Source organism: Mesorhizobium loti CJ3sym, assembly GCF_000472785.1.
In the GTDB taxonomy this organism is placed as follows: Bacteria; Pseudomonadota; Alphaproteobacteria; order Rhizobiales; family Rhizobiaceae; genus Mesorhizobium; species Mesorhizobium loti_E.
Genome location: NZ_AXAL01000001.1, coordinates 618,333 through 638,634 on the forward strand (window position 1 = coordinate 618,333; position 20,302 = coordinate 638,634).

The following is a 20,302-nucleotide window of genomic DNA, read 5'->3' on the forward strand; positions in this document are numbered from 1 at the left end:
AACCATTTACTTGACTTAGTCAACTATTCAGATTTTCCCGACACGATCACATCATCGGCAAAACCGGCCAGCGATCAACGATCCTGCCGCCGGAAAGCACCGCGATCGGCCCGAACTGTTGCAGCACCGCCTCGCTCTGCGTCGGCCGCAGGAACGCGTAGTCGCCTGGCTTGGCCATACTATCGGCAGGCAGGCCTATGAATTGCTGGTTGGACGAGAGACCAAGCAGGCCGTTCGTCTTCATGCCTTCGGGAAACACCGGTTCGGCCATCCATTTGCCGCCATAGAGATAGCAGCCCTTGCGCGGAAATCGGCCGAGCGCTTGCAGCAGGCGGGTAACCGCCGGCGGACCCGGCAACATCGGCTCGACCACTTTCAGGATCGGCGTCGCGATGAAAGCAGCCGGCTGGAAACCTCGGAGGCCTGGTGTGTCGAAATCGCTGGGCAGCACGAAGGCCGACCCCATCGACACTTCATTGGCAACGCCGCCATGGTGAAGCAGCGCCGTCTTGCTGCCGCCAATGTTCAAGATATGGCGCTGGTCCGCGCCGAGGCACGCCACGAAAGCGGCGGCCCGGTCCGAGGCCTGCGCCAACGCCTTGGCCGGCCCGCCGAACAGGCCGGGAATGTGCGGTGCATGCGCCTCATAGGCCATGACGCCTTCGCAGCGCAGCCCTTTATGTGCAGCCAACGCGTTCAACGCCTCTGTCAGAGCGTCCGGGCCGGCGAACCCGCCGCGGTGCAGACCGACATCGATCTCGAAGGCAATACGCAATTCGATGCCGAGTTCGGCTGCCAGCGCGCCGTATTCCGCCAGCCGCTCCTGCGTATCGATCAGCCAGCAGACACGCGACCAGGCCACATCACCCTTGGAAAGCATCGCCCTTACCGACCCGACGGGCATCGGTTTGCCGTACAGGAGATCCGCATCCGGAAACGTTGTCAGCACCGCCGCGCTGATTGGCGGATGGAAAGTCATGAAGCGATCGGTCCCAAGCGCCTTGCCGATATGCGAAAGCAGCGGCAGGCAAGCGAGCGACTTGTCGACCAGCCGCACGGCAAGACCGGGGTCAAGCTTCTGCTTCACCAGGGCAACATTGCCATCCAGGCGATCGAGGTCGAGCAGCAGGCAAGGTTGGAAGATGCCGGCTTGCTTCAGTGCCTCCGAAAGTGTGGCGAAATACACATTCATGGTTCGATGCCGAACAGGCCGGCCATATAGGGCGAGACGAAGCGGTTTTGCGGATCGATGTCGCGGCGCACCGCCATCGCATCATCCCAGCGCGGGTATAGCTTTTTGAAGTCCGCGGCTTTCACGCTGTGCATCTTGCCCCAATGCGGCCTGCCGCCATATCTGCGGAAGATCGGTTCGGCCGCCTGCATGAAGGGTAACGGATCGTTGGCCGCATCATGGTGGATGGCGATCGAGCAGGTTGGCCTGTTGTAGAAGGGCGACAGCCAGAACTGATCGGGCGCGACGCTGCGCACCTCCATCGGAAAATAGACTTCCGGAAAGTGCTTCTCTGTCAGCTCGATGATGTCGGCCAGTGCCTTTGGCCCTTCCTCGAAGGGAAGGTGATATTCCATTTCGTTGAATTTGGTCTGCCGGTCGCTGGCATAGACGTTGAGCCAGTCCTGCACGTAATCCTCGGACGGCACTTTGGCGACCGCACCGAGGATCAACCGCCGGCGCAACGATGGCAGCCAGGCGAGCCCGGTGCGCAGCCGACGCAGTGTGCGCAAGGAGCCTTCATCATCCTCGGTGGGGCGCGTGGTGGTCGCCGCATCACTGAAGTCACTGGCGATGAACTGCGCATAGCCGGAGAATGGAATGTAGTAGAACTCGGCCGATCGATGCGCGGTCATCATCTTCTCGAAGTCGCGCAGCATGTCGGCGATCGGCAGCACCCATTTGCGCCGCCGCAGCCGGTAGGTCGCAATGTTGTTCAGCGTCACTTCGCTCAAGACGCCGAAGGCACCGAGCGCGACACCGATGGCATGGATCGTGTCCTGATCCCCTGCCCTGGTGAAGTCGCGGACCTTGCCGAGGCCATCGACGATCTGCACCGTCTCCAATTGCGTATGATAGGCGCCGAGCCTCGGTCCCGAGCCATGTGTAGCCGTTCCCAGCGCGCCACCTATCGCCTGGCGGTCGATATCGCCCATGTTGGGCAGACCCTGGCCGATGCCTTGCAGGATGTGCATGAGCGAACCAAGGCGCGTCCCCGCCCGCACGCATGCCTGATGCTTTTGCGCGTCATGCGACACCAGCCCCTCGAGCTTCTCTAGGGATAGGATCGTGCCCTCGGATTTTACCAGCGGGGTGAAGGAGTGACCGGCGCCGACGACGCGGATCGGGCCGGGCGCGGTGCGCACGATATCACCGAGCTCGCCGGCATCGGCGGGGCTGGCGATCAGCCGAGGTTCAGCGGTGACATAGCCGGACCAGTTGCTCCAAATGTTCGGCATGGTACTCACGCGACAACCCGGCGACGCCGCGCCACGAAGACAAAAAGACCGAGCAGCAGCACGCTGGCCAAGGCACTGGCGGCCGCGAATTCCGGCACGGGGCGAAAATCCTTGCCGTCGATGAGCAGTGACGCCGCAACCGGCCCTATCGCCAGGCCAAAGAGCTGGGCGGCCGGCACCAGCAGCACGGCAGTGCGCGTCTCATCGGCGGTGATCGCCAACCGGATCTGATAAGGCACGATGAACAGGAGGATAAAGCCCATGACCAGGGCGGCGACCCAGAATGTGGTGAGGCCAGGACCGCCGGCAAGAATGAGCGAGCCGACAAGCGCGACGATGCCAATGGTTGCGATGGCAAGGCGATAGTCGATCCGCGCCTCGAACACGGTCGCCGTCATCGCGCCCAGAACCTGCACCGCGAGGCTCGCCGAGACAATCAGCCCTACGGTGCGGCCATCGATGCCGAATTGGGCACCAAGCGGCTCCAGAAACGCCCAGACCGCGCCAAAGAACATGAAGTAGCAGAAGACACACAACAGTGCGGTGATCGACGGAACCGTCAGAACATTGGCGAGGTTCTCCTCCTTCGGCAGATCAGCGTAGTCAGCGGGGACAATGAAGGCGACCGCCAGCGACGCCACGCAGACGACGGCGAGAATGAGGAAGCCGCCCGCCGATCCGGCGGCCGGGATGACATAGAGCGCCAACAGCAGCGCCAGCGCGCATTGCGCCAGCGTCTGCATGGTGACGAAATAGCCGCCGATGCGCGCGGCGCGGCGCGAACGGGCGATCAGTTCGGTGGCGACCGCGACAAGGCCGCCTTCGGCAAGACCGGCCAGGGCGCGTGCCGCCATCAGCATGTTGGCGCCGGCGGCATAGGCCGTCCAGATATTCGCCAGCGCCAGCAGGAGCAGGAGGATCGCACTTTTCCAGCGCATGTTGTGGGCCGAGAGCAGCATCGCAACGATCGCTGAGCCGATCGCGATGGCGATCATCTCGGCGGTGGCAACAAGCGCCAGTTCGTCGCCGCTGACATGGCCCTCGGTGTATAGGGCGCCGAGCAGGACGGGCTGCAGGCCGAGAATGAGCAGGCCGACCGAGCCGATCCACAAGGCGGAGGCAAGCTGTCCGCCGGTCGGATTGCCGACCAGCCAATCGCCGCTTCCGGTATGCGCGTCACCAGATGCCAAAGCCGCCTCCCAACGTCCCTTGCCGGATCGCAAAAAAGCTGACAACCTGTCAGCATTTCAGAAACTGATACTTGATCATATTTCTTGTCAACCAGAATTTGCCAATGCGTGCGAAAGACCGGTGCATGACGGAAGCAAGGCGAACAGCGACCGAACCGAGGCGCAAACCCAAGCAGGAGCGCAGCCGCGAGCGCATCGACGCCATCCTGTCGACGACGATGCGGCTGATCGGCGAGAAGGGCATCGACGCCGTCACCATGAAGGAGGTCGGCATGCTGGCGGGCGGGCCGATCGCCACCGTCTATCACTACTTCCCCAACAAGTCGGCGATCCTGGCGATGCTCTACGAGCGGTTCTCGGAGGTCAGCCGCGTGCGGTTGACTGATATCATCGCCGATGTCCGCGAAGCCAAAGACGTCATCGCCGCTGCCGATCGGTTGCTTGACGACTACCACAGCCGCGTCGCCAGCGATCCGGCCATCCAGGATCTGCAGAACGCCATACAGGCCGACAAGGCGCTCAAGAATCTCGACATCGCCGAAACCCGTCACCAGGCCAGGATGTTCTGCGACCATGTCATCCCCTTGCTGGAACCAGGCAAGCACGAGCAGTTCGAACGCATGGTTCTGCTGATCTTCCAGCTCGCCGGCGGCGTGGTGCGGCTGGCGCTTGCGGAGGGTGAGGCGGAGAGCCGGCGGACCATCGAGGGTTACCGGTCGATCATCCACACCCAGTTGCGGCTGTTTTTGTAGCGCTGGCGATCGTCGGCGAGCTGCGCCGAATGAGAGGTGTCGGGCGGCGTGAGCATCAGAGCGCCCGCTATGCGACCTGCCGGATAAGGCCTTCGAAGCCGTCGGCAAGATTGACATTTCCGACAGCCAGAAACGCAGAAAGATTACGGGCGCCACCGGGCGTTTTGTTGGCATCCAGCAGCACCGCCCTGCCCTCATGCATGACGAAATCGAACTTTCCGTAGTCAAAGCCAAGCTGGCGCCTCAGCGCGCGAAGCTCCTCGGGAACCGGAACCGGCTCACGGCGGATCGTGTCGTCGCCCTTGACGAGGCTCTGCGGCGAGACATGGCGGGTGCAGCGCTCGCGCTCGCCACAGAATATCCAGAAGCGGGCGCCAAAGCCGTCCGACTCCGGTTCCGGAATGAATTTTTCGACGACGAGATCGCCGTGGTCGAAGACCGCCGGCGCAACTTCCGAAAGGGATGCGTACACGCGATAGCCCTCGATAGGCTCGACAGCGGGAAACGGCTTCGGCTTTCCGGCACGCAGCGATCGCCGGTTGAGCGCCTGCTCCCGCATCCCAAGATTGTTGAGATTGCTTTTGACGATGACCGGCCCTAGCCAGCCGTCATCCTTGCCGATCACGGCGCTACTGACGCATCGCTTGGAGATGTCTGCAGCCCCGATATTCAGGCAGAAGGGAAAAGCGCGTGCGTATTCGACATATTCGGGAGGCGTCACGGTCGCATCGACGTGCAGCACAGCGATGTCGGCCTCCGGCTTTGCCGACGTTCCGGGGATTATGCGGACGGAATGACCGCGTCGCTTCAGTTCCTCCAGCAGATCGAAAAGCATGTAGGGACTGCTGCGGCGAAATAGCGGGCCGCGCCGGCGTTCGAACCTGTCGAACTCATGCGTAATAACCGCGATGCGTGTCATGCGCCCTCCGAGCTTGGTTTCATTAGCGTCCTCGATTATGCCTGCCAATACAATGCCGGCTTGGGGGCGTGGATGACCGACCATTGGAATGCCATTCGACAGCACTGGCAATTGCTAGGGCCACCGTTGCGGCCGCCGGCGGAAGCGGTTGAGGCCTACGAGCGTGAGCTAGACCTTTCGAAGGCGCACGTCATTCTGCTCGGCGTGACGCCGGAACTCGCCGGGCTCGGGACGACGATGACGGCCATCGACGAATCCTCCGACATGATCGCCGGTATCTGGCCAGGCGACACCGCGTTGCGAAAGGCAATCAAGGGCGACTGGCTCGACTTGCCGGTGTCGGACGCAAGCGTCGATGCGGTGATCGGCGACGGCTGCCTGTCGGCGCTCGGCCTTTCAACCGCGCGCCGGGCGCTGTTTGCGGCAATCGCCGGCGCACTGCGCACCGACAGCCGAGCGGGAATGCGTCTCTTTGCCGGTCCCGAAACACCGGACGATCTGGCGGCGGTGCGGGCGCTTGCACTGTCGGGCGGTGTCTCGACCTTCCACGAACTCAAATGGCGCGTCGCCATGACCGCGACGGGCGATGAGCCCGACCATGCCATTCCGGTCAGGACTATCGCGGAAAGGTTCGACGCAGTGTTTCCCGACCGCGAAGTGCTTTCGGCTCGCACCGGCTGGGACCTGCCCACCATCGGCACCATCGATGTCTATCGGAACTCGCCGGCCATCTACAGCTTCGCGCCGGCGACTAGACTGGTGAGCGAGGCGGAAGCCTTCTTTGGCGATGTCCGCGTCGCTTCAACCGGAAGCTATGGACTTGCTGAGCGATGCCCGCTGTTGGTGTTGCGGGCGCCAAGACGCTGAAGCAAGGCACTGACGATAGCAGGATTGTGTTTCCAGCTGGGGCGCGCGGAACCCAGACTTTCTGAAACCACATGGCAGCACGAGAAAAATTTCCTGCGATCGCCCCTTCCCACGCGCCTTGACTCTCGAAAGCCCCGCGCCTATTTCAGCGCTACGTTAGCACTCGCCATTGGTGAGTGCTAACTCATATCCGGCGCCGCCGGATGGAGGAACTGTTTCTCACCGTTCTCATCGAGGAAGAAAAAATGGCAAAGTCGAAGTTCCGCCCGCTTCATGACCGCGTGGTCGTTCGCCGGGTCGAATCCGAATCCAAGACCGCCGGCGGGATCATCATCCCGGATACGGCAAAGGAAAAGCCGCAGGAAGGCGAGATCATCGCCGTCGGCTCCGGCGCTCGTGACGAAGCTGGCAAGCTGGTCCCGCTGGACGTCAAGGCTGGCGACCGCATCTTGTTCGGCAAGTGGTCGGGCACCGAAGTCAAGCTCAATGGCGAAGACCTTCTGATCATGAAGGAATCCGACATCATGGGCATCATCGGCTGATTATCGGCCTAACCGTCAACTGAATTCGGGCTTACCCCAAGCCCTTGCCAGGAGCTAAAAAATGGCTGCCAAAGACGTAAAATTCTCCCGTGATGCCCGCGAGCGCATGCTGCGCGGCGTCAACATCCTCGCCGACGCGGTGAAGGTGACCCTCGGCCCCAAGGGCCGCAACGTCGTCATCGACAAGTCGTTCGGCGCCCCGCGCATCACCAAGGACGGCGTCACCGTCGCCAAGGAAATCGAGCTTGAGGACAAGTTCGAAAACATGGGCGCGCAGATGGTCCGCGAAGTTGCTTCGAAGACCAACGACATCGCCGGCGACGGCACCACGACCGCGACCGTTCTGGCGCAGTCGATCGTCCAGGAAGGCCACAAGGCGGTTGCCGCCGGCATGAACCCGATGGACCTCAAGCGCGGCATCGATCTGGCCGTCACCGAAGTCGTCGCGGCTCTCGGCAAGGCTGCCAAGAAGATCAAGACCTCCGAGGAAGTTGCCCAGGTCGGCACCATTTCGGCCAATGGCGACGAGTCGGTCGGCAAGATGATCGCGGAAGCGATGCAGAAGGTCGGCAACGAAGGCGTCATCACGGTTGAGGAAGCCAAGACCGCCGAGACCGAGCTGGAAGTCGTCGAAGGCATGCAGTTCGACCGCGGCTATCTCTCGCCCTACTTCGTCACCAACGCCGACAAGATGGTTGCCGAGCTCGAGGACGTCTACATCCTCCTCCACGAGAAGAAGCTCTCCAACCTCCAGGCCATGCTGCCGGTTCTCGAAGCTGTCGTGCAGACCTCCAAGCCGCTGCTCATCATCTCGGAAGACGTTGAAGGCGAGGCTCTGGCCACGCTGGTTGTCAACAAGCTGCGTGGTGGCCTGAAGATCGCCGCCGTCAAGGCGCCGGGCTTCGGTGATCGCCGCAAGGCCATGCTGGAAGACATCGCCATCCTCACCGGTGGCCAGGTCATCTCCGAAGACCTCGGCATCAAGCTCGAGAANGTCGGCCTCAANATGCTCGGCCGCGCCAAGAAGGTGTCGATCTCCAAGGAGAACACCACCATCGTCGACGGCGCCGGCAAGAAGGCCGAGATCCAGGGCCGCGTTGCCCAGATCAAGCAGCAGATCGAAGAGACCACTTCGGACTACGACAAGGAGAAGCTGCAGGAACGTCTCGCCAAGCTGGCGGGCGGCGTTGCGGTGATCCGCGTCGGCGGTGCGACGGAAGTCGAAGTCAAGGAAAAGAAGGACCGCGTCGATGACGCCCTCAACGCGACCCGCGCGGCCGTGGAAGAAGGCATCGTTGCAGGCGGCGGCGTCGCTCTCCTGCGCGCTTCGGCCAACATCAAGGTCACCGGCGTCAATGCCGACCAGGCTGCCGGCATCAACATCGTTCGTCGTGCGCTGCAGGCTCCGGCCCGCCAGATCGCGGCCAACGCCGGTGCGGAAGCTTCGATCGTTGCCGGCAAGATCCTTGAGAACAAGGGCGCGACCTTCGGCTACAACGCCCAGACCGGCGAGTATGGCGACATGATCGCCATGGGCATCGTCGACCCGGTCAAGGTCGTTCGCACGGCTCTCCAGGACGCGGCCTCGGTCGCCGGCCTGCTCGTCACCACCGAAGCCATGATTGCCGAAGCACCGAAGAAGGACTCGGCTGGCGGCGGCATGCCTGGCGGCATGGGCGGCGGCGGCATGGGCGGCATGGGCGGCATGGATTTCTAATCCAGCCACTCTATGGCCAAGCTTATGGAAAGGGCGCCGAGAGGCGCCCTTTCCATTGTGCCGTTGCAGTGAGCGGTGGCGAAGACCTCACCTCATATTCCTGAAACGACGCAGCCCCTGTCACGATCTGACCCGTCAAATCGGATCGTAGTCCCGCCTTCGTGGCGCTGCCTCTTTCTCGAGCAGTTTCCCAGTAAAATCAGCAGCTTCGATTGCGTTCCGGCGACACCGCGCAAATTGTCGGGCAATATTTTTTAACATATTTGCGATTACTAAAGGGTGAGAGCACGGCCAGGTTGATCCTACGTGTGGCGTGTCGGGTACCCATCGATGCAATTTTTCCGGCGATTTTTGCAGAACCGCGACGGCAACGTGCTGATCATCTCGGCACTGATAATGCCGGTCCTGATCGGCATGGCCGCCCTGGTGACCGAATATGGCGCAGCACTGGTCGAACGGGCCGACAATCAGCGTGTAGCCGATCTGTCGGCCTATGCAGGCGCGCTTGCCTACAATGCCAACAAGTCCACCGACCAGATGACGGCCACCGCCGTCAGCGTGGCCGTGCTCAACGGCGTTCCCGCCACCAATGTCCAGGTCAGCCTGGTTACCTCGCCGAAAACGGCAGGAGTCAACGCCGTTTCGGTGTCGATCAACACCTACAGGACGCTGTTCCTGGCACGTGTCCTGAACGATCGCCAGCAATTGCAGATCTATGCCAATTCGGTGGCCGAGGTTGGCGCCCAGCCGCAGACGCCGGGATGCATGCTGGCGCTTGACGGCACGCAGACCGGCGTGACGCTGAGCGGCGGCACTTCGATCTCGGCGCCGAAATGCACCGTCTCTTCCAACAATACGGTGACCGTGCCTTGCGGTACCAGCATTTCGGCGATCGGCGTCAATTACAATTCCGCGGCAGTTCCAAGCCAACCTTGCAGCGGCATTACGGGCCCAGGCGGGGCGGCAGCGGTAATCACCAAGAAGTCGACCCCCGATCCGCTGGCCGGCAATGCAGCTGTCACGGCGGCCGTGGCGCGGTTTTCAACCGTGGCCGCGCTGTCGGCGACCACCGCTCCATCGGCTCCGACCAACACGACCGGCAGCAGCATTGATTTCGCATGGGACCAGACCGCGACAACGAATGCGGCCGTAGCGGCTGGCTGCACGGCGTCCTGGTCGCAGCCGACATGGACGTTCAGTTGCGGTAGCAAGACGACCGTCAATTTGGGGAACGTCACTATCGGTGGCGGCATCAACCTGAATTTCGCGCTGAATGGCGCGGTAACGACCACCTACAATTTCGCCGGTGATTTCACCACCAGCGCCACGACCAGTTTCGGGCCAGGCACCTACAATTTCGCCAAGACCCTCACCACCGCCGGAACGACCACTTTCGGTGCCGGCACCTATAATTTCGGCAAGCAGGTGACCACCGGCGGAACCACCATCTTCGGCGCCGGCAGTTTCAACTTCACCAAGGGCCTGACAACCAACGGCGGCGCCGCGACGACGTTCGGAGCCGGCACCTTCAAGATCGGCCGCAGCGACACCGCCTGCAACGGTTCGGGACAGGTCAGCATCTGCAACACCTCCGTCTTGACCTTTGGCGGGCCGAGCATTTTCGAGCTCCCCGGCGGCTACACCAACACCGGCGGCTCGACACTGACCTTCGGCTCGGGCACGACCAATTCCTACAAGATCGGCCCCGGCAGCAATGGCGACGCCATCACGCTCGGCGGTGGCTCGCAGACGATCATGGCCGATGCAACCGGCGCCGGCAGCGTTTTCCAGGTCGTCGGCAATGTGAATGGCGGCGGTGGCGGCAGTTGCTTTGTGGTGCCGGTCGCGGCACAGCACGACATCGCCGGCAATTTCATCGGCTCCGGCGCCATCCTGCTCGGTGCCGGGGTCTACACCGTGGACGGCTATTTCGCGCTTGGTGGCAATGGCGGCGGCAGCGCCAACTGCAACGGCAGCACGATCAGTGTCAGCGGCGCCAATGTGACGCTGGTGCTGTCCGGCAAGGCCAAATCCAGTTCGGGAAGCTGCAACGGTTACGTCTTCTGCGTCGCCGCCGGCTACAGCAACATCGTGCTCAGCGCACCACAAACGGGAGCAACGGCGAAGCTTGCGGTGATCGGCCCGACGGCGACCACAAACACCGGCGGCGCAACCTTCGCCGAAGGCGGCTCCAACGCCCAGATATCAGGCGCATTCTACTTTCCCTACGGTCCGATCATCATGAATGGCGGCTCAAGCGTGCTGGGATCGAAGACCGACACGACCAAGTGCCTGCAGATGATCGGCTCGCGCATCACATTGTCGGGCGGCACCGCGGCCGCGTCGGAATGCATTGCCGCTTCAAGCAGCAGCGCCAGCAGCAAGGTGAGTCTGGTGCAATGAGAAAGCTGTTCTGTCTCGGCCGCAGCCTTGCCGTCAGGGGATGTTCCGCGCTCGTGGACTTTCTGCGGCACCAGAAGGCGGGCGTGTCGGCGGTCGAGTTCGCTTTGGTCAGCCCCGTGCTGCTCGTCATCCTGGCCGGAACCGTCGACATCGGTGGCTCGCTGAAGGCCAAGTTCGAACTGAGTTCGGCGGTCTCGGCCGGTTCGAACTATGCGCTGCTCAATGGCGACAAGGTCAATTCCTCCGGCGGCAGCGCTCTGGCCGGCAACATCGCGACGATTGTTACGAGCGGCCTGAGCAGCAATGGCGGCAGCATTCAGGTGCTCGTCAACAACGGTGCCACACTTGCGTATAACGCCGCCACATCCACGGCCACCCAAACCGGCACCGCTGCCAATGCCGACCTGTGCTACTGCCCGGGCAATTCGGGGGCCGTGGCCTGGAGTTCGCCGGTGGCATGCGGCAGCATCTGCAGCGCTGGCGGGCTGGCGGGAAAATTCGTGACGATCACTGCCAGCAAGCCATATACGCCGCTTTTCGGCGGCTTCGGCATCGTCAGCAATGGCAACATCACCGTCCAGTCGGTGGTGCAGCCGCAATGAGCCTTCGCCGATCCTTCCTGCGTGACAGATCCGGCGCCAACGCGGTGGAATTCGCGCTGCTGTCTGTGCCGTTGCTGATGGTGCTGATGGGCACGTTCGAGTTCGGCCGCATGTACTGGGCACAGCATGTGCTGAATGAGGTCGCCGCGGCAGGGGCGCGTTGTGTCGGCGTGCTGCAGAGCGGCTGCACGCTAAACGGCGCCTACGATGCGCCCAGCGCGGTCAGCTATATCAGCGGCAGGGCGGCAACCGATGGCATCGCTTTGAGCGGCACCAACATCACCGTCAGCAACAACACCACCTGCTCGGGCCTGTCCGGCTTTTCGAGCGTCCAGGTTTCCTACACCTTTGCGACCGTGCTGCCGGCCTTGCTCACGTCGCTGGTCAATGGCCCGAACCTCAGCGCCAAGGCTTGCTTCCCTAACCAGGGCGCCTGATGCAATTTCCTGGGGGATTGCATCAAAACAGAAAGCTGGAGCGTGAGATTACCGGTCGGCCAGTGCCAGCTTGGCGCCGAGCATGACGAAGGCGCCGGCAAACGTCCTGCGCATCCAGGTCAGCACCATTGGCCGTGACACGACATGGCTGCGGATCGAAGCGGCGAAGATGCCGTAGCCGACGAAAACCACGAAGGTCAGGAGCATGAAGACGCTGCTCAGCTCCAGCATCTTCGACAGCGCATTGGGCTCGGTGGTGCTGACGAATTGCGGCAGGAAGGCGAAGAAGAAGATCGACAGTTTCGGATTGAGCACGTTGACGAGGATGCCGGTGGCAATCACCTTGCCGGCCGAGCGCGGCGCGACATTGTCCTCGACACTGAGGCCGCCCTTCTCCTTCAGCGTGTTCCAGGCCATGTAGAGCAGATAGGCGACGCCGATATATTTCAGCGTCTCGAAGGCGACCGCACTGGTGTGCAGCAGCGCAGCCAGGCCGGTGATGGCGGCGGCCATATGCGGGATGATGCCGAGCGTGCAGCCAAAGGCGGCAACGATCGAGGCCCGCGCACCGCGCGAAAGCCCAGCGCTCAGCGTGTAGAGAACGCCGGTGCCGGGCGAAGCCACGACTATCAGCGACGTCAACAGAAACTCGATGCTCACGATGATTTCCTCCGGCGCCCTGCACTGATGCAACGTAGCCAGCAAGCGGGGTGTGCACAAGTCACAGCCAGCCGTCGCTAAGAGGTCGGAAATCCCTGCGCCCGGCGCGCCATCAGGCACTCGTCATCGCCGGGCATGCAGGCGCGGCAGACATCCGGCCGCAATTCATAAATGCCGCAAGCGGTCGACTTGCCGACCTCTCCGGACAGAGCCGAGCAGCGCACGCCGTCACAGCGCATGCCGGACAGGTCGGCCGCCACATATTTTTCAGGGATCCGGTCGAGCTGCGCGTCATCCTCGGTGGAGAAGCGCGGCCACTCGGCCGAATAGGAACAGCACGCGCCGCAGCTCTGGCAGTCGAAATCGGGAGTCAACAAGCCACGCGGCGCAAGAACGGCAAGGTTGCGATCGGCGTCCTGCGGCAAGGCGCTACTTCTTCTTGCCCGCCTTGCCCTTCGGCGCGTCCGCCGGCGACTTGAACAGATCGGTCGCGGCCTCGGCAGCTTCGTTGGCCTTCGCGGCAACCGGCTTGGCCGGCTTTGCACCGGAAGCCGGTGCTGCCGGCTGGTCCTTGGTAGAGAATTTTATGGCCATGTCAGTCCTCGTCGGCGAAACGCGATGATGGAGCGCGCGGATTGCGCAAGCGGCCGATCAGCGCCGAGACGGCCGTGATGTTCATTTCCTCGGGCGACCAGTTCCTGGCCTCCGCGATGTGATGCGGCGCCAGTTCACGATGCGTGCTGCCGCTGTATGCAGCATCCTGGTGGGTCACCCGCTCCTGGGTCTTCTTGTCCTCGCGGACATATTCGATCAGGTAGTTCGGGGCTTCGGCGCGGCCGCGCACGCCGACGCGCACCTGGGCATCGCCATGGGCGCGCTTGCAGCGTTCGAGTTTTTCCAGCACGCGCCGGACAAATTCGACCGGCTTGTCGAGGCCATCGACCATGTCGGCGATTGTCGCATCGGCCGCGATCGGCGTTGGCGGTACGCGCTTGGTGGCCATCAGCGTTTTCCGGCTCGTTTGGGCAACGCTGCGAGCGCTGCTGCCGCTGCCATCTCGTCAGCTTCCTTTTCCAGGCGCAGTTCGCGCAAGCGGGCGGTCTTGGCCTCACGTGCTTCGCTAACGGCATCGCGCTCGGAAATGATGCGGCCGAGCGACATCGACTGGGTCTGCGTCTTGCTGAACAGCGACACGGCCGGCTCGGCGGCTGTCTTAGAATGGGCGGTCAAAATCTTTCTCCTGTCAGGAGCCTGGTGCCGATAGGGCGAGACCGCACGCACAAAGCAATACGGCGGCGGATTCAAATTGCTGGAGCGTCCCTTAGCACGTTCGGCCCAATGCGCAGCGCATTTTCGGCGACAACAAACGTAAAACGAAAAAGGCCAGGCACCGCCTGACCTTCCATGGGAGCGCCGCGCATCCAGATGGATGCACAGGAAACACTCCTCTCATGCGCATGATGTTCCTTGGAAACTCAGGTCTCCGCGGCCATGCGCCAGAATTCGCCATTCACCGGTGCCAGTACATCCGTGGTCACCGGGAGGGCTGAATTCTTTTTTCAGGCCGCCTTCAACTGGTCGGCGGACATCTTGCCCGACTTGTTGTCGCGGACCATCTCGTAACCGAGCTTCTGGCCCTCGACGATGTCGCGCATGCCGGCGCGCTCTACGGCCGAGATGTGGACGAAAACGTCGGCCGAGCCGTCGTCAGGCTGAATAAAACCAAAGCCTTTGGTGGCGTTGAACCATTTAACTGTGCCGGTGCTCATGACGAACCCTTTCCATGGCAAATATTCGTTAATCCCGGTGCGACTGCACAACGATTTTTGTCTCGATTTTTGATGTGGGAAGTTCGTCAAAGACGCGCTCGGAAGCGCGGATAACAAAAGTCAGTCAAACAAATATCGACGAATTTCTTTTAGGACTATTTCGTGGTGATGTCAAATTCTGCTGGAAGAATAGCAGAACCACACCCTCAGGCTGCGATCCGGTCCAGTTGCAGGACAGCGCGTTGCAGCGCTTCGAAGCAAACAGGATCGATGGCCGTGCCGATATCGCCAGCCATGATCCAGAGGGCTTTCGACACCGGCATCGCCGCGCGATACGGCCGTTCCGCCGTCAGCGCGTCGAAGATGTCGGCCGCGGTAACAATGCGCGTGTCGAGGTCGATCGCATTTGCCGTAACGCCGCGCGGATAGCCCTTGCCGTCGAGCCTCTCATGGTGAGCGCCGGCTATGCGTGAAAGTTCGCGGAATGCGCCAATCCGCGACAGGATGATCTCGCCCAGAGCCGGATGGTGACGAACGGCAGCCCATTCGGCCTCGTCCAGTTTGCCGGGCTTGTCGAGAATCTGGTTTGAAACGCCAAGCTTGCCGATATCATGCAGCAAGGCAGCGCGCTTCAGCCGTCGCCGGCGCTGATCATCCAGCCCAAGTTCCTCGGCAATCAGGTCCGTGAACAAAGCGACACGCTCGCTGTGGCCGTTGGTGAAGGGCGATTTGGCATCGACCACCTTGGCGAAGGCGGCGGCAACATCATCCAGATAGTCATCGTCGATAGGCAGGCGATGATCTCCCGGCGCCAGCCCGATGACCGCCATGGAAAGCTCAGGCGAATCGAGCATGGCCCAGAACCCCGGCGCGCTGGCAGCCCGCTCGCAAGCGATAACAAGCCGGGGTTCAAACCAGGTGCCGGAGCGCGCACGCAACTCGGCGATAGCCCCTTCGGCGCCGGCATTGGCGTAGAAGACGTCGGCGATCTGGGCGACCAGCGCAATACGAGCCAGAGGCGAGATCGCTTCACCGGCAAGGCGAGCCGGCTGGCCCTGCCCGTTCCAGTGTTCGTCCAGGTCCATGACGCCTTGCGCGACAGGCTCGGGAAACCGCATCTGACGGACGATCTCAGCCCCGGTCTGGCAATGGGTCTGGAACAGTTCGTTGGCGATGGCGCCGCCATTCATGGCGATGTTGAGCAGCGCCCGGAACCGCTCGGCGAGTTTCGCCTTCATGCCGGTGCGCGACAGTACGAAGCGCAGGATCTGCGGCAGGCTGTCATTGACGAGATGAAAGTCGTGCTTGAGTGCGATGTCATCGGCGAGATAGAGGCTGCAGATGCGCGCTGCGTTGCTGCTGCAACCGACATCCTTGAGCAGGAGCGTGTAATAGAGATGCGAAAGCTCTGTCTGTGACAGGCCAATCTCACGGCCAATGTGAAAGCCGATCCAGCAAGCACGGACGCAGTGGCCGGTCGGGTGGCCTTCACTGATGTCCAAGGCATAACTCAGTGCGCTGACCAGTTCGGAAAGCCCAACGCCGTTCTCAGGCGACTTTTCGATCGAAACGTCCATAAGCCTGCCACCCCTGACACGGCAGGTATGAAACACGTTAGCGCTTAAGGTTTCGTTCTACTTGTAGCTGTGGCAGGTTGCAAGTCCGGCTGGAGCCATCCGGGAAACACGACCGCACCCATCGTTGCCGGCCTCACCATGCGTAGCGCAGCACGCCCTTGCCGGCATAGCTGCGGCTGGTGTTGGAGAATTCGCCTTCGAAGGTCGCCGCGACCGAAAGGCCCTTGCCCCAGTTCATCTCGGCGGAGAAGGTGGTCAGCGCGGCGTCGCGCGCCTCGGCTGCGCCGCCGACCACGAACGAGGTACCTGGCAAGGTCTGGAAGGCTGCAGCAATGTTACGGTCCGGATCGAAATTGTGCGCCCAGGCAGCGCGGCCGCGCAGCGTGAGAACGCCATCCCAGAGTTGCCAAGATCTGTCGGCGCGCAGCCCGATTTCGCTGCGCACCGCGGTGACATCCTTTGCGCCGTATGCGAGCGCGAATGTATCGGCGCCGGAAATCGCCTGTTCGGCATAGGCCGGGAGGTCGAAACGGGTGAACTCGCCGGCCGCGTAAGGCGTCAACCCCATCACCGGCGTGGCGATCCGATAGCCGCCTTCCAGCCGGCCGGAGACGGCGTTGGCGTCGAACCGCGCCTGCAGCCGATCCGCTGCGATGCTGCGGGTGGTGGTGATGTCCTGCCAGCCATAGGCCAGCGCGCCGGTAACATAGGCCGGCCCCGCATTGTGGCGGAAGAAGGCACCGGCCTGGAACAGGTCGGAACGGCCCGAGCCACCATTGTCGACGCTGAAATTTGTACCGCCTCCGGCCAGCGCAAAGCCGGCAACCGTATCGGGCGACAGCCAGAAATCGGCTCCGCTCGCGACGCCGTAGATGTCGCTGCTGGCGGTGTTGGAGCCGAGCCCTGTATTGCCGTCGCTGGTCTGCGATCCGCCGAAGCCCGCAGCCCACATGGTCCAGCGTGGCTCGAAGGCCAGCGTGGCGAAAGCCCTTGTGGATGGCGAAGCGGCATCGTCGGCATAGCCCAGCACGGGCGCGCCACTCGCAAGGGCTTCGGATGACGGCGGACCGCCTCGGCCGGCAATGGTGGGATCGGTAAGCAGCGACAGGAACAGGTCCATGGCGTTGAACGTATTCTGCTGCGTGCGGGTGGCGAGTTCGCCCGAGACCGCGGTCAGCCCGGCCGGCGACAGCGTGCCGAAGGCGCCCGGAATACCGCCATTGTCGTTGAAGTAGTTCGTCAGCGTATCGGCCACGGCCTGCTGGTTGCGATTGAGGCCGCCCGGCGCGAAAGCCAGAGTGAGGTCGAGATAGGCATGGTTGGTGTCATAACCGAGCGCGGCCGTGAAATTCTGCGGCAGATTGGTGTCGCTCAAAGTGCCGAAAGTGCCGCTGACGCCGCCGGTGCCGTTGGCGGTGAGGATAGTGTACCGCCGCTCGATATAACTGCCGTTGGTGTAGACCGCGTCGACCGTCGCGCCGCCGAGCGCCGCACTGCCGCTGACATTGGCTATCGAGGCCGTCTGCGGATTGAGATTGACGCGATAGGTTGCAGCCGACGCCATCGTCAGCGACCCCGACACTGTCATCGACGAGCCCGGTGTGCCGTCGCCCGGCGCAAAGGTGCCGCCGGTGACGTTGAGGTCGGCGACGCTGCCTGTGCCGCTGAGCGTGCCGCCGCTGATCGTGGTCAGGCCGCCGATGCTGCCGTTGTTGACTGCGGTGCCGGCGCTGTTGGTCAGGCCGCCATTCAGCGCACCCAGATTGACCAGCGTGCCGCTGTTGAGGACAAGACCGGAGACCGTGCCTCCGGCAGCGTTGGTAAAATCGCCCGATGTCGTGACGCTTCCGGTCCAGATGCCGGCATTGGTCAGCGTGCCGGCGCTGCCGAGGACGTTGCCGGTCCAGACACCGGTCACACTGTTGGTGATGGTTCCGGTGTTGCTGGCGACGTTTGCGGCATAATTGCCGTTGTTGGTCGTTAGCCCGGCATTGTCGAGGTCGTCGCGGACCGTAGCGCCGACAGCCACATCTATCGAGCCGGTCGCTGTGTTGTTGATGCCGCCTGCGGTCGCGGTCAGTTGGCCGCCGCCGGCGACGGTGATGGCCCCGGAGTTGGTGAGCTTGCCCTGCAGCGTGTAATTGCCGGCGGTACCGATCGCCAGCGTCGCGCCGCTGGCGTTGGCGAAGGTCGAATCGCTGGTCGCCGTGCCGGTGACATTGAAACTGCCGGCGTTGTTGGCGATCACGCCGTCGATCGAGCCGACGGTCACGGTCGTCGTCCCGGTGTTGGTGAGGCCGCCGGAAACGGCGCCGGCGCTGGTGAAGGTCGCGGCGTTGCTGACGCCGCCCACGATGCGGCCGCTGGCGGTGAGCGCCAGCGTACCGGCGCTTACCGTCGTCAGCCCGGTGTAAGTGTTGGCCCCGGTTAACGTGAGCGTGCCCGCGCCTGCCATCGTCAGCGCACCGCCGCCGGAAATGACGCCGTTTTCGGTGAGCGTGGTGCTTGCCGAAGGCGCAAAAGTGCCGCCGCCAGCGTCGAGTGTGACGTTGCGGTTGGTGGAGAAACTCGCGGTCGTTGCCAGCGTGCCGCCGTCGAAAGTCAGCCCGCCGGCCGCTGCCCCGAGGTTGGCGTCCTGCGAAATGGAGAGCGTGCCTTGACTGATCGTCCACGGTGTCAGCGCCGTCGTGGTGCCGGTCAGCGTCCAGGTACTGGCGCCGGTCTTCTGGTAGATGCCGAAGCCGCGATACTGTGCCGACGCGCCTATGGCGGAGATATTGAACGTGCCGTTGGTGTCGCCGCCCAGAGCAAAGGTATCGGCGCTGGAAAAGGCCGTGACGCGGCCGTTGATGACCGATTTCGAAGCAATGGTGAGGCTGTTGACGCCGCCGCTGAACTGGATAGCGCTGGTCTGCGTCACGCCGTTTCTGGCGAAGCCGCCGTTGATGGTGCCCGCATTGACGATTGTCAGATCGCTGCCGGTCACCCCGATGCCGCCGACGCCGCCCGTGCCGTTTGTCCCGCCTGTCGTGGAGGCGCCGCCTGAACCGCCCTGGACCGAGCCGCCGGCGTCAATCTGAATGATTGCGCCTTGCCCAACGATACCGACACCACCGTCTCCGCCGGAGCCGCCGACCGAAGTGGCGAAGCCGTTGCTGGCACCGCCATTGCCGCCTGTTCCACCAAGAATTTGGCCGGAAATCGTAACCGCCACGCCGGTCGAAACCTGCAGGCCGGTGCCACCGGTGCCGCCGGTGCCGCCCATGCCGCCCGTGTTCGCCGTGGTGGCGGCGCCGCCGGTGCCTCCGACGCCTCCAGTGATGCTTCCGATACTGGTGGCAACACTGCCGGTGCCTGCAAGGATCGCCCCGATGCCGCCTGCACCGCCGGTCCCGCCGGTCCCGGTGACTGCCCTTAGAATAACGTTGCCGCCCATGGAGCCAGGAGAACCGGATGAGGCCTGGCCGCCCGTGCCCCCTGCTCCGCCGGTTATGGCTCCGGCATTGAGCAGGGTGGCGGCGCCGTTCGAAAAGACAACGCCAGCCCCACCGGTCCCGCCGGCCCCGCCAGTGCCGCCGATGGCCGTGACTGTTCCTGAGTTGCCCGTTACAAAGCCGGCACCGCCGGTGCCGCCATTTCCGCCCCGAGCCCCCGTCACGCTCGACGCGGCCTGATTGGTGAAGGATGCGCCAGTCCCGGAAAACAGCAGACTGGCGCCGCCGGCGCCACCATCGCCCCCAGTGCCGCCAATGCCCGTCGAACCCGTGAAGTTGGCAGCGCCGGCGGCACCGCCGTTGCCACCTGTACCGCCTCCCGCCAACGCAGCGGCATTCGTGAACGTGCTTCCAGGCGCGGCGAATTCACGGCCGGCGCCGCCGGCCCCGCCGCCGCCGCCGCCAGTGCCGCCATTGGCAAAGCGAGTGGCACCCTTGCCGCCATTCCCGCCATTGCCCGCGGAGACCACGCCGTCGCCATTGAAGCCGCCGCCACCGCCGCCACCGCCGGCCTCATCGGCCCCATTGGACCCAGCCGTGCCGTTGTGGACCGCGACTGTCCCACCGACACCGCCCGCCGTGCCGCCATCGCCAAGGCCACCCGCGCCGCCTCCGGCAGCGCCGCCACCACCGCCGCCGCCATCGGTTCCGTCCCCGCCCGCGGCACCGGCAGAGCCAACGCCACCAGCCGCACCGCCGGTCGTTCCGTCACCGGAGTCACCGCCCTTGCCACCGTCCGCATGTGCAGGAGCAGCGATCACGGACGCTAGAACGAGGCCGCAGGCCACGGTCGCCAGCAAATGGCGACGCAACAGTGCCGCCGCGCCGCTGCCGCCCTTGGTACTGCAACTCATCTCGCCCGCTCTCCAGAAAGTCATCAAATGTTCGGTGGTAAGCCTCAATT

At 63.3% G+C, this 20,302-nt stretch carries 19 protein-coding genes; 7 read left to right on the plus strand and 12 right to left on the minus strand.

From position 1 onward, the window contains the following. Positions 1-46: 46 nt before the first annotated feature. From A3A9_RS0103385 to A3A9_RS0103395, 3 genes are read right to left on the minus strand one after another with little or no spacing between them, the layout of a single operon-like run. Positions 47-1,192, minus strand: coding sequence for a DSD1 family PLP-dependent enzyme (locus A3A9_RS0103385; RefSeq protein WP_027057513.1), 1,146 nt, complete (start codon positions 1,190-1,192; stop codon positions 47-49). Next, a complete protein-coding gene (locus tag A3A9_RS0103390) occupies positions 1,189-2,469 on the minus strand; it encodes a D-arabinono-1,4-lactone oxidase (RefSeq protein ID WP_027057514.1) in 1,281 nt (426 codons plus the stop codon). The genes A3A9_RS0103385 and A3A9_RS0103390 overlap by 4 nt, the downstream gene beginning before the upstream one ends. 5 nt (positions 2,470-2,474) lie before the next feature. Next, entirely contained in the window at positions 2,475-3,659 is a 1,185-nt protein-coding gene (locus A3A9_RS0103395; protein ID WP_027057515.1) for an MFS transporter, read from the minus strand. Positions 3,660-3,784: 125 nt separating this feature from the next. On the opposite strand from A3A9_RS0103395, the gene A3A9_RS0103400 reads away from it, so the two are divergent. Further along, positions 3,785-4,411, plus strand: coding sequence for a TetR/AcrR family transcriptional regulator (locus A3A9_RS0103400; protein ID WP_027057516.1), 627 nt, complete (start codon positions 3,785-3,787; stop codon positions 4,409-4,411). Positions 4,412-4,478: 67 nt separating this feature from the next. Here the strand turns inward: A3A9_RS0103400 and A3A9_RS0103405 are convergent, their stop codons facing one another. Next, complete coding sequence (locus A3A9_RS0103405) at positions 4,479-5,330, minus strand: hypothetical protein (protein ID WP_027057517.1); 852 nt, start codon at positions 5,328-5,330, stop codon at positions 4,479-4,481. Positions 5,331-5,402: 72 nt separating this feature from the next. Between A3A9_RS0103405 and A3A9_RS0103410 the strand changes: the two genes are divergently transcribed. The 6 genes from A3A9_RS0103410 to A3A9_RS0103435 all read left to right on the plus strand — a co-directional run bounded on the left by A3A9_RS0103410 (position 5,403) and on the right by A3A9_RS0103435 (position 11,898). Next, entirely contained in the window at positions 5,403-6,197 is a 795-nt protein-coding gene (locus A3A9_RS0103410) for a class I SAM-dependent methyltransferase (protein WP_027057518.1), read from the plus strand. A gap of 245 nt (positions 6,198-6,442) precedes the next feature. Then, a complete protein-coding gene (groES, locus tag A3A9_RS0103415; protein WP_006203049.1) occupies positions 6,443-6,739 on the plus strand; it encodes a co-chaperone GroES in 297 nt (98 codons plus the stop codon). A gap of 61 nt (positions 6,740-6,800) precedes the next feature. Next, on the plus strand, positions 6,801-8,456 hold the full coding sequence (groL, locus tag A3A9_RS0103420; RefSeq protein ID WP_027057519.1) for a chaperonin GroEL: 1,656 nt from the start codon (positions 6,801-6,803) through the stop codon (positions 8,454-8,456). A 330-nt stretch (positions 8,457-8,786) separates the two neighbouring features. Further along, positions 8,787-10,859 carry a TadE/TadG family type IV pilus assembly protein gene (locus A3A9_RS0103425; protein ID WP_245278967.1) on the plus strand — a complete coding sequence of 691 codons (2,073 nt, stop codon included), beginning with the start codon at positions 8,787-8,789 and terminating at the stop codon, positions 10,857-10,859. Beyond that, positions 10,856-11,461, plus strand: a complete 606-nt coding sequence (locus A3A9_RS0103430) for a TadE/TadG family type IV pilus assembly protein (protein ID WP_051370700.1) — start codon at positions 10,856-10,858, stop codon at positions 11,459-11,461. The genes A3A9_RS0103425 and A3A9_RS0103430 overlap by 4 nt, the downstream gene beginning before the upstream one ends. Continuing rightward, positions 11,458-11,898, plus strand: a complete 441-nt coding sequence (locus A3A9_RS0103435) for a TadE/TadG family type IV pilus assembly protein (protein WP_027057522.1) — start codon at positions 11,458-11,460, stop codon at positions 11,896-11,898. Before A3A9_RS0103430 ends, A3A9_RS0103435 begins: the two co-directional genes overlap by 4 nt. Positions 11,899-11,946: 48 nt before the next feature. On the opposite strand, the gene A3A9_RS0103440 is transcribed toward A3A9_RS0103435, so the two are convergent. From A3A9_RS0103440 to A3A9_RS46255, 8 genes are all read right to left on the minus strand, one after another. Then, positions 11,947-12,558, minus strand: a complete 612-nt coding sequence (locus A3A9_RS0103440) for a LysE family translocator (protein ID WP_027057523.1) — start codon at positions 12,556-12,558, stop codon at positions 11,947-11,949. 77 nt (positions 12,559-12,635) lie between these two features. Then, a complete protein-coding gene (locus A3A9_RS0103445) occupies positions 12,636-12,983 on the minus strand; it encodes a YkgJ family cysteine cluster protein (protein ID WP_051370702.1) in 348 nt (115 codons plus the stop codon). 4 nt (positions 12,984-12,987) lie between these two features. Continuing rightward, complete coding sequence (locus A3A9_RS45085; RefSeq protein ID WP_082221810.1) at positions 12,988-13,152, minus strand: hypothetical protein; 165 nt, start codon at positions 13,150-13,152, stop codon at positions 12,988-12,990. Between the two features lies 1 nt (position 13,153). Then, a complete protein-coding gene (locus tag A3A9_RS0103455; protein WP_027034612.1) occupies positions 13,154-13,561 on the minus strand; it encodes a hypothetical protein in 408 nt (135 codons plus the stop codon). Further along, positions 13,561-13,788 carry a hypothetical protein gene (locus tag A3A9_RS0103460; RefSeq protein WP_027034611.1) on the minus strand — a complete coding sequence of 76 codons (228 nt, stop codon included), beginning with the start codon at positions 13,786-13,788 and terminating at the stop codon, positions 13,561-13,563. The genes A3A9_RS0103455 and A3A9_RS0103460 overlap by 1 nt, the downstream gene beginning before the upstream one ends. Positions 13,789-14,117: 329 nt before the next feature. After that, positions 14,118-14,327: a cold-shock protein gene (locus A3A9_RS38235; RefSeq protein ID WP_010915421.1), complete on the minus strand. Its 210-nt coding sequence runs from the start codon at positions 14,325-14,327 to the stop codon at positions 14,118-14,120. 206 nt (positions 14,328-14,533) lie between these two features. After that, positions 14,534-15,904 (minus strand): HD-GYP domain-containing protein, encoded by a 1,371-nt coding sequence (locus A3A9_RS0103470; protein WP_051370703.1) that lies wholly within the window; start codon positions 15,902-15,904, stop codon positions 14,534-14,536. A gap of 133 nt (positions 15,905-16,037) precedes the next feature. Further along, complete coding sequence (locus tag A3A9_RS46255; RefSeq protein ID WP_051370705.1) at positions 16,038-20,252, minus strand: autotransporter domain-containing protein; 4,215 nt, start codon at positions 20,250-20,252, stop codon at positions 16,038-16,040. Between the last annotated feature and the right edge of the window lie 50 nt (positions 20,253-20,302).

What these genes read in the sequence shown, in the direction of transcription:
- A3A9_RS0103405 (WP_027057517.1), bottom strand. Translation starts at nt 5,330, where the DNA reads ATGACACGCATCGCGGTTATTACGCATGAGTTCGACAGGTTCGAACGC.
- A3A9_RS38235 (WP_010915421.1), bottom strand. Translation starts at nt 14,327, where the DNA reads ATGAGCACCGGCACAGTTAAATGGTTCAACGCCACCAAAGGCTTTGGT.
- groES (WP_006203049.1), top strand. Translation starts at nt 6,443, where the DNA reads ATGGCAAAGTCGAAGTTCCGCCCGCTTCATGACCGCGTGGTCGTTCGC.
- A3A9_RS0103430 (WP_051370700.1), top strand. Translation starts at nt 10,856, where the DNA reads ATGAGAAAGCTGTTCTGTCTCGGCCGCAGCCTTGCCGTCAGGGGATGT.
- A3A9_RS0103410 (WP_027057518.1), top strand. Translation starts at nt 5,403, where the DNA reads ATGACCGACCATTGGAATGCCATTCGACAGCACTGGCAATTGCTAGGG.
- A3A9_RS0103455 (WP_027034612.1), bottom strand. Translation starts at nt 13,561, where the DNA reads ATGGCCACCAAGCGCGTACCGCCAACGCCGATCGCGGCCGATGCGACA.
- A3A9_RS46255 (WP_051370705.1), bottom strand. Translation starts at nt 20,252, where the DNA reads ATGAGTTGCAGTACCAAGGGCGGCAGCGGCGCGGCGGCACTGTTGCGT.
- A3A9_RS45085 (WP_082221810.1), bottom strand. Translation starts at nt 13,152, where the DNA reads ATGGCCATAAAATTCTCTACCAAGGACCAGCCGGCAGCACCGGCTTCC.
- A3A9_RS0103385 (WP_027057513.1), bottom strand. Translation starts at nt 1,192, where the DNA reads ATGAATGTGTATTTCGCCACACTTTCGGAGGCACTGAAGCAAGCCGGC.
- A3A9_RS0103390 (WP_027057514.1), bottom strand. Translation starts at nt 2,469, where the DNA reads ATGCCGAACATTTGGAGCAACTGGTCCGGCTATGTCACCGCTGAACCT.
- A3A9_RS0103425 (WP_245278967.1), top strand. Translation starts at nt 8,787, where the DNA reads ATGCAATTTTTCCGGCGATTTTTGCAGAACCGCGACGGCAACGTGCTG.
- A3A9_RS0103470 (WP_051370703.1), bottom strand. Translation starts at nt 15,904, where the DNA reads ATGGACGTTTCGATCGAAAAGTCGCCTGAGAACGGCGTTGGGCTTTCC.
- A3A9_RS0103400 (WP_027057516.1), top strand. Translation starts at nt 3,785, where the DNA reads ATGACGGAAGCAAGGCGAACAGCGACCGAACCGAGGCGCAAACCCAAG.
- A3A9_RS0103435 (WP_027057522.1), top strand. Translation starts at nt 11,458, where the DNA reads ATGAGCCTTCGCCGATCCTTCCTGCGTGACAGATCCGGCGCCAACGCG.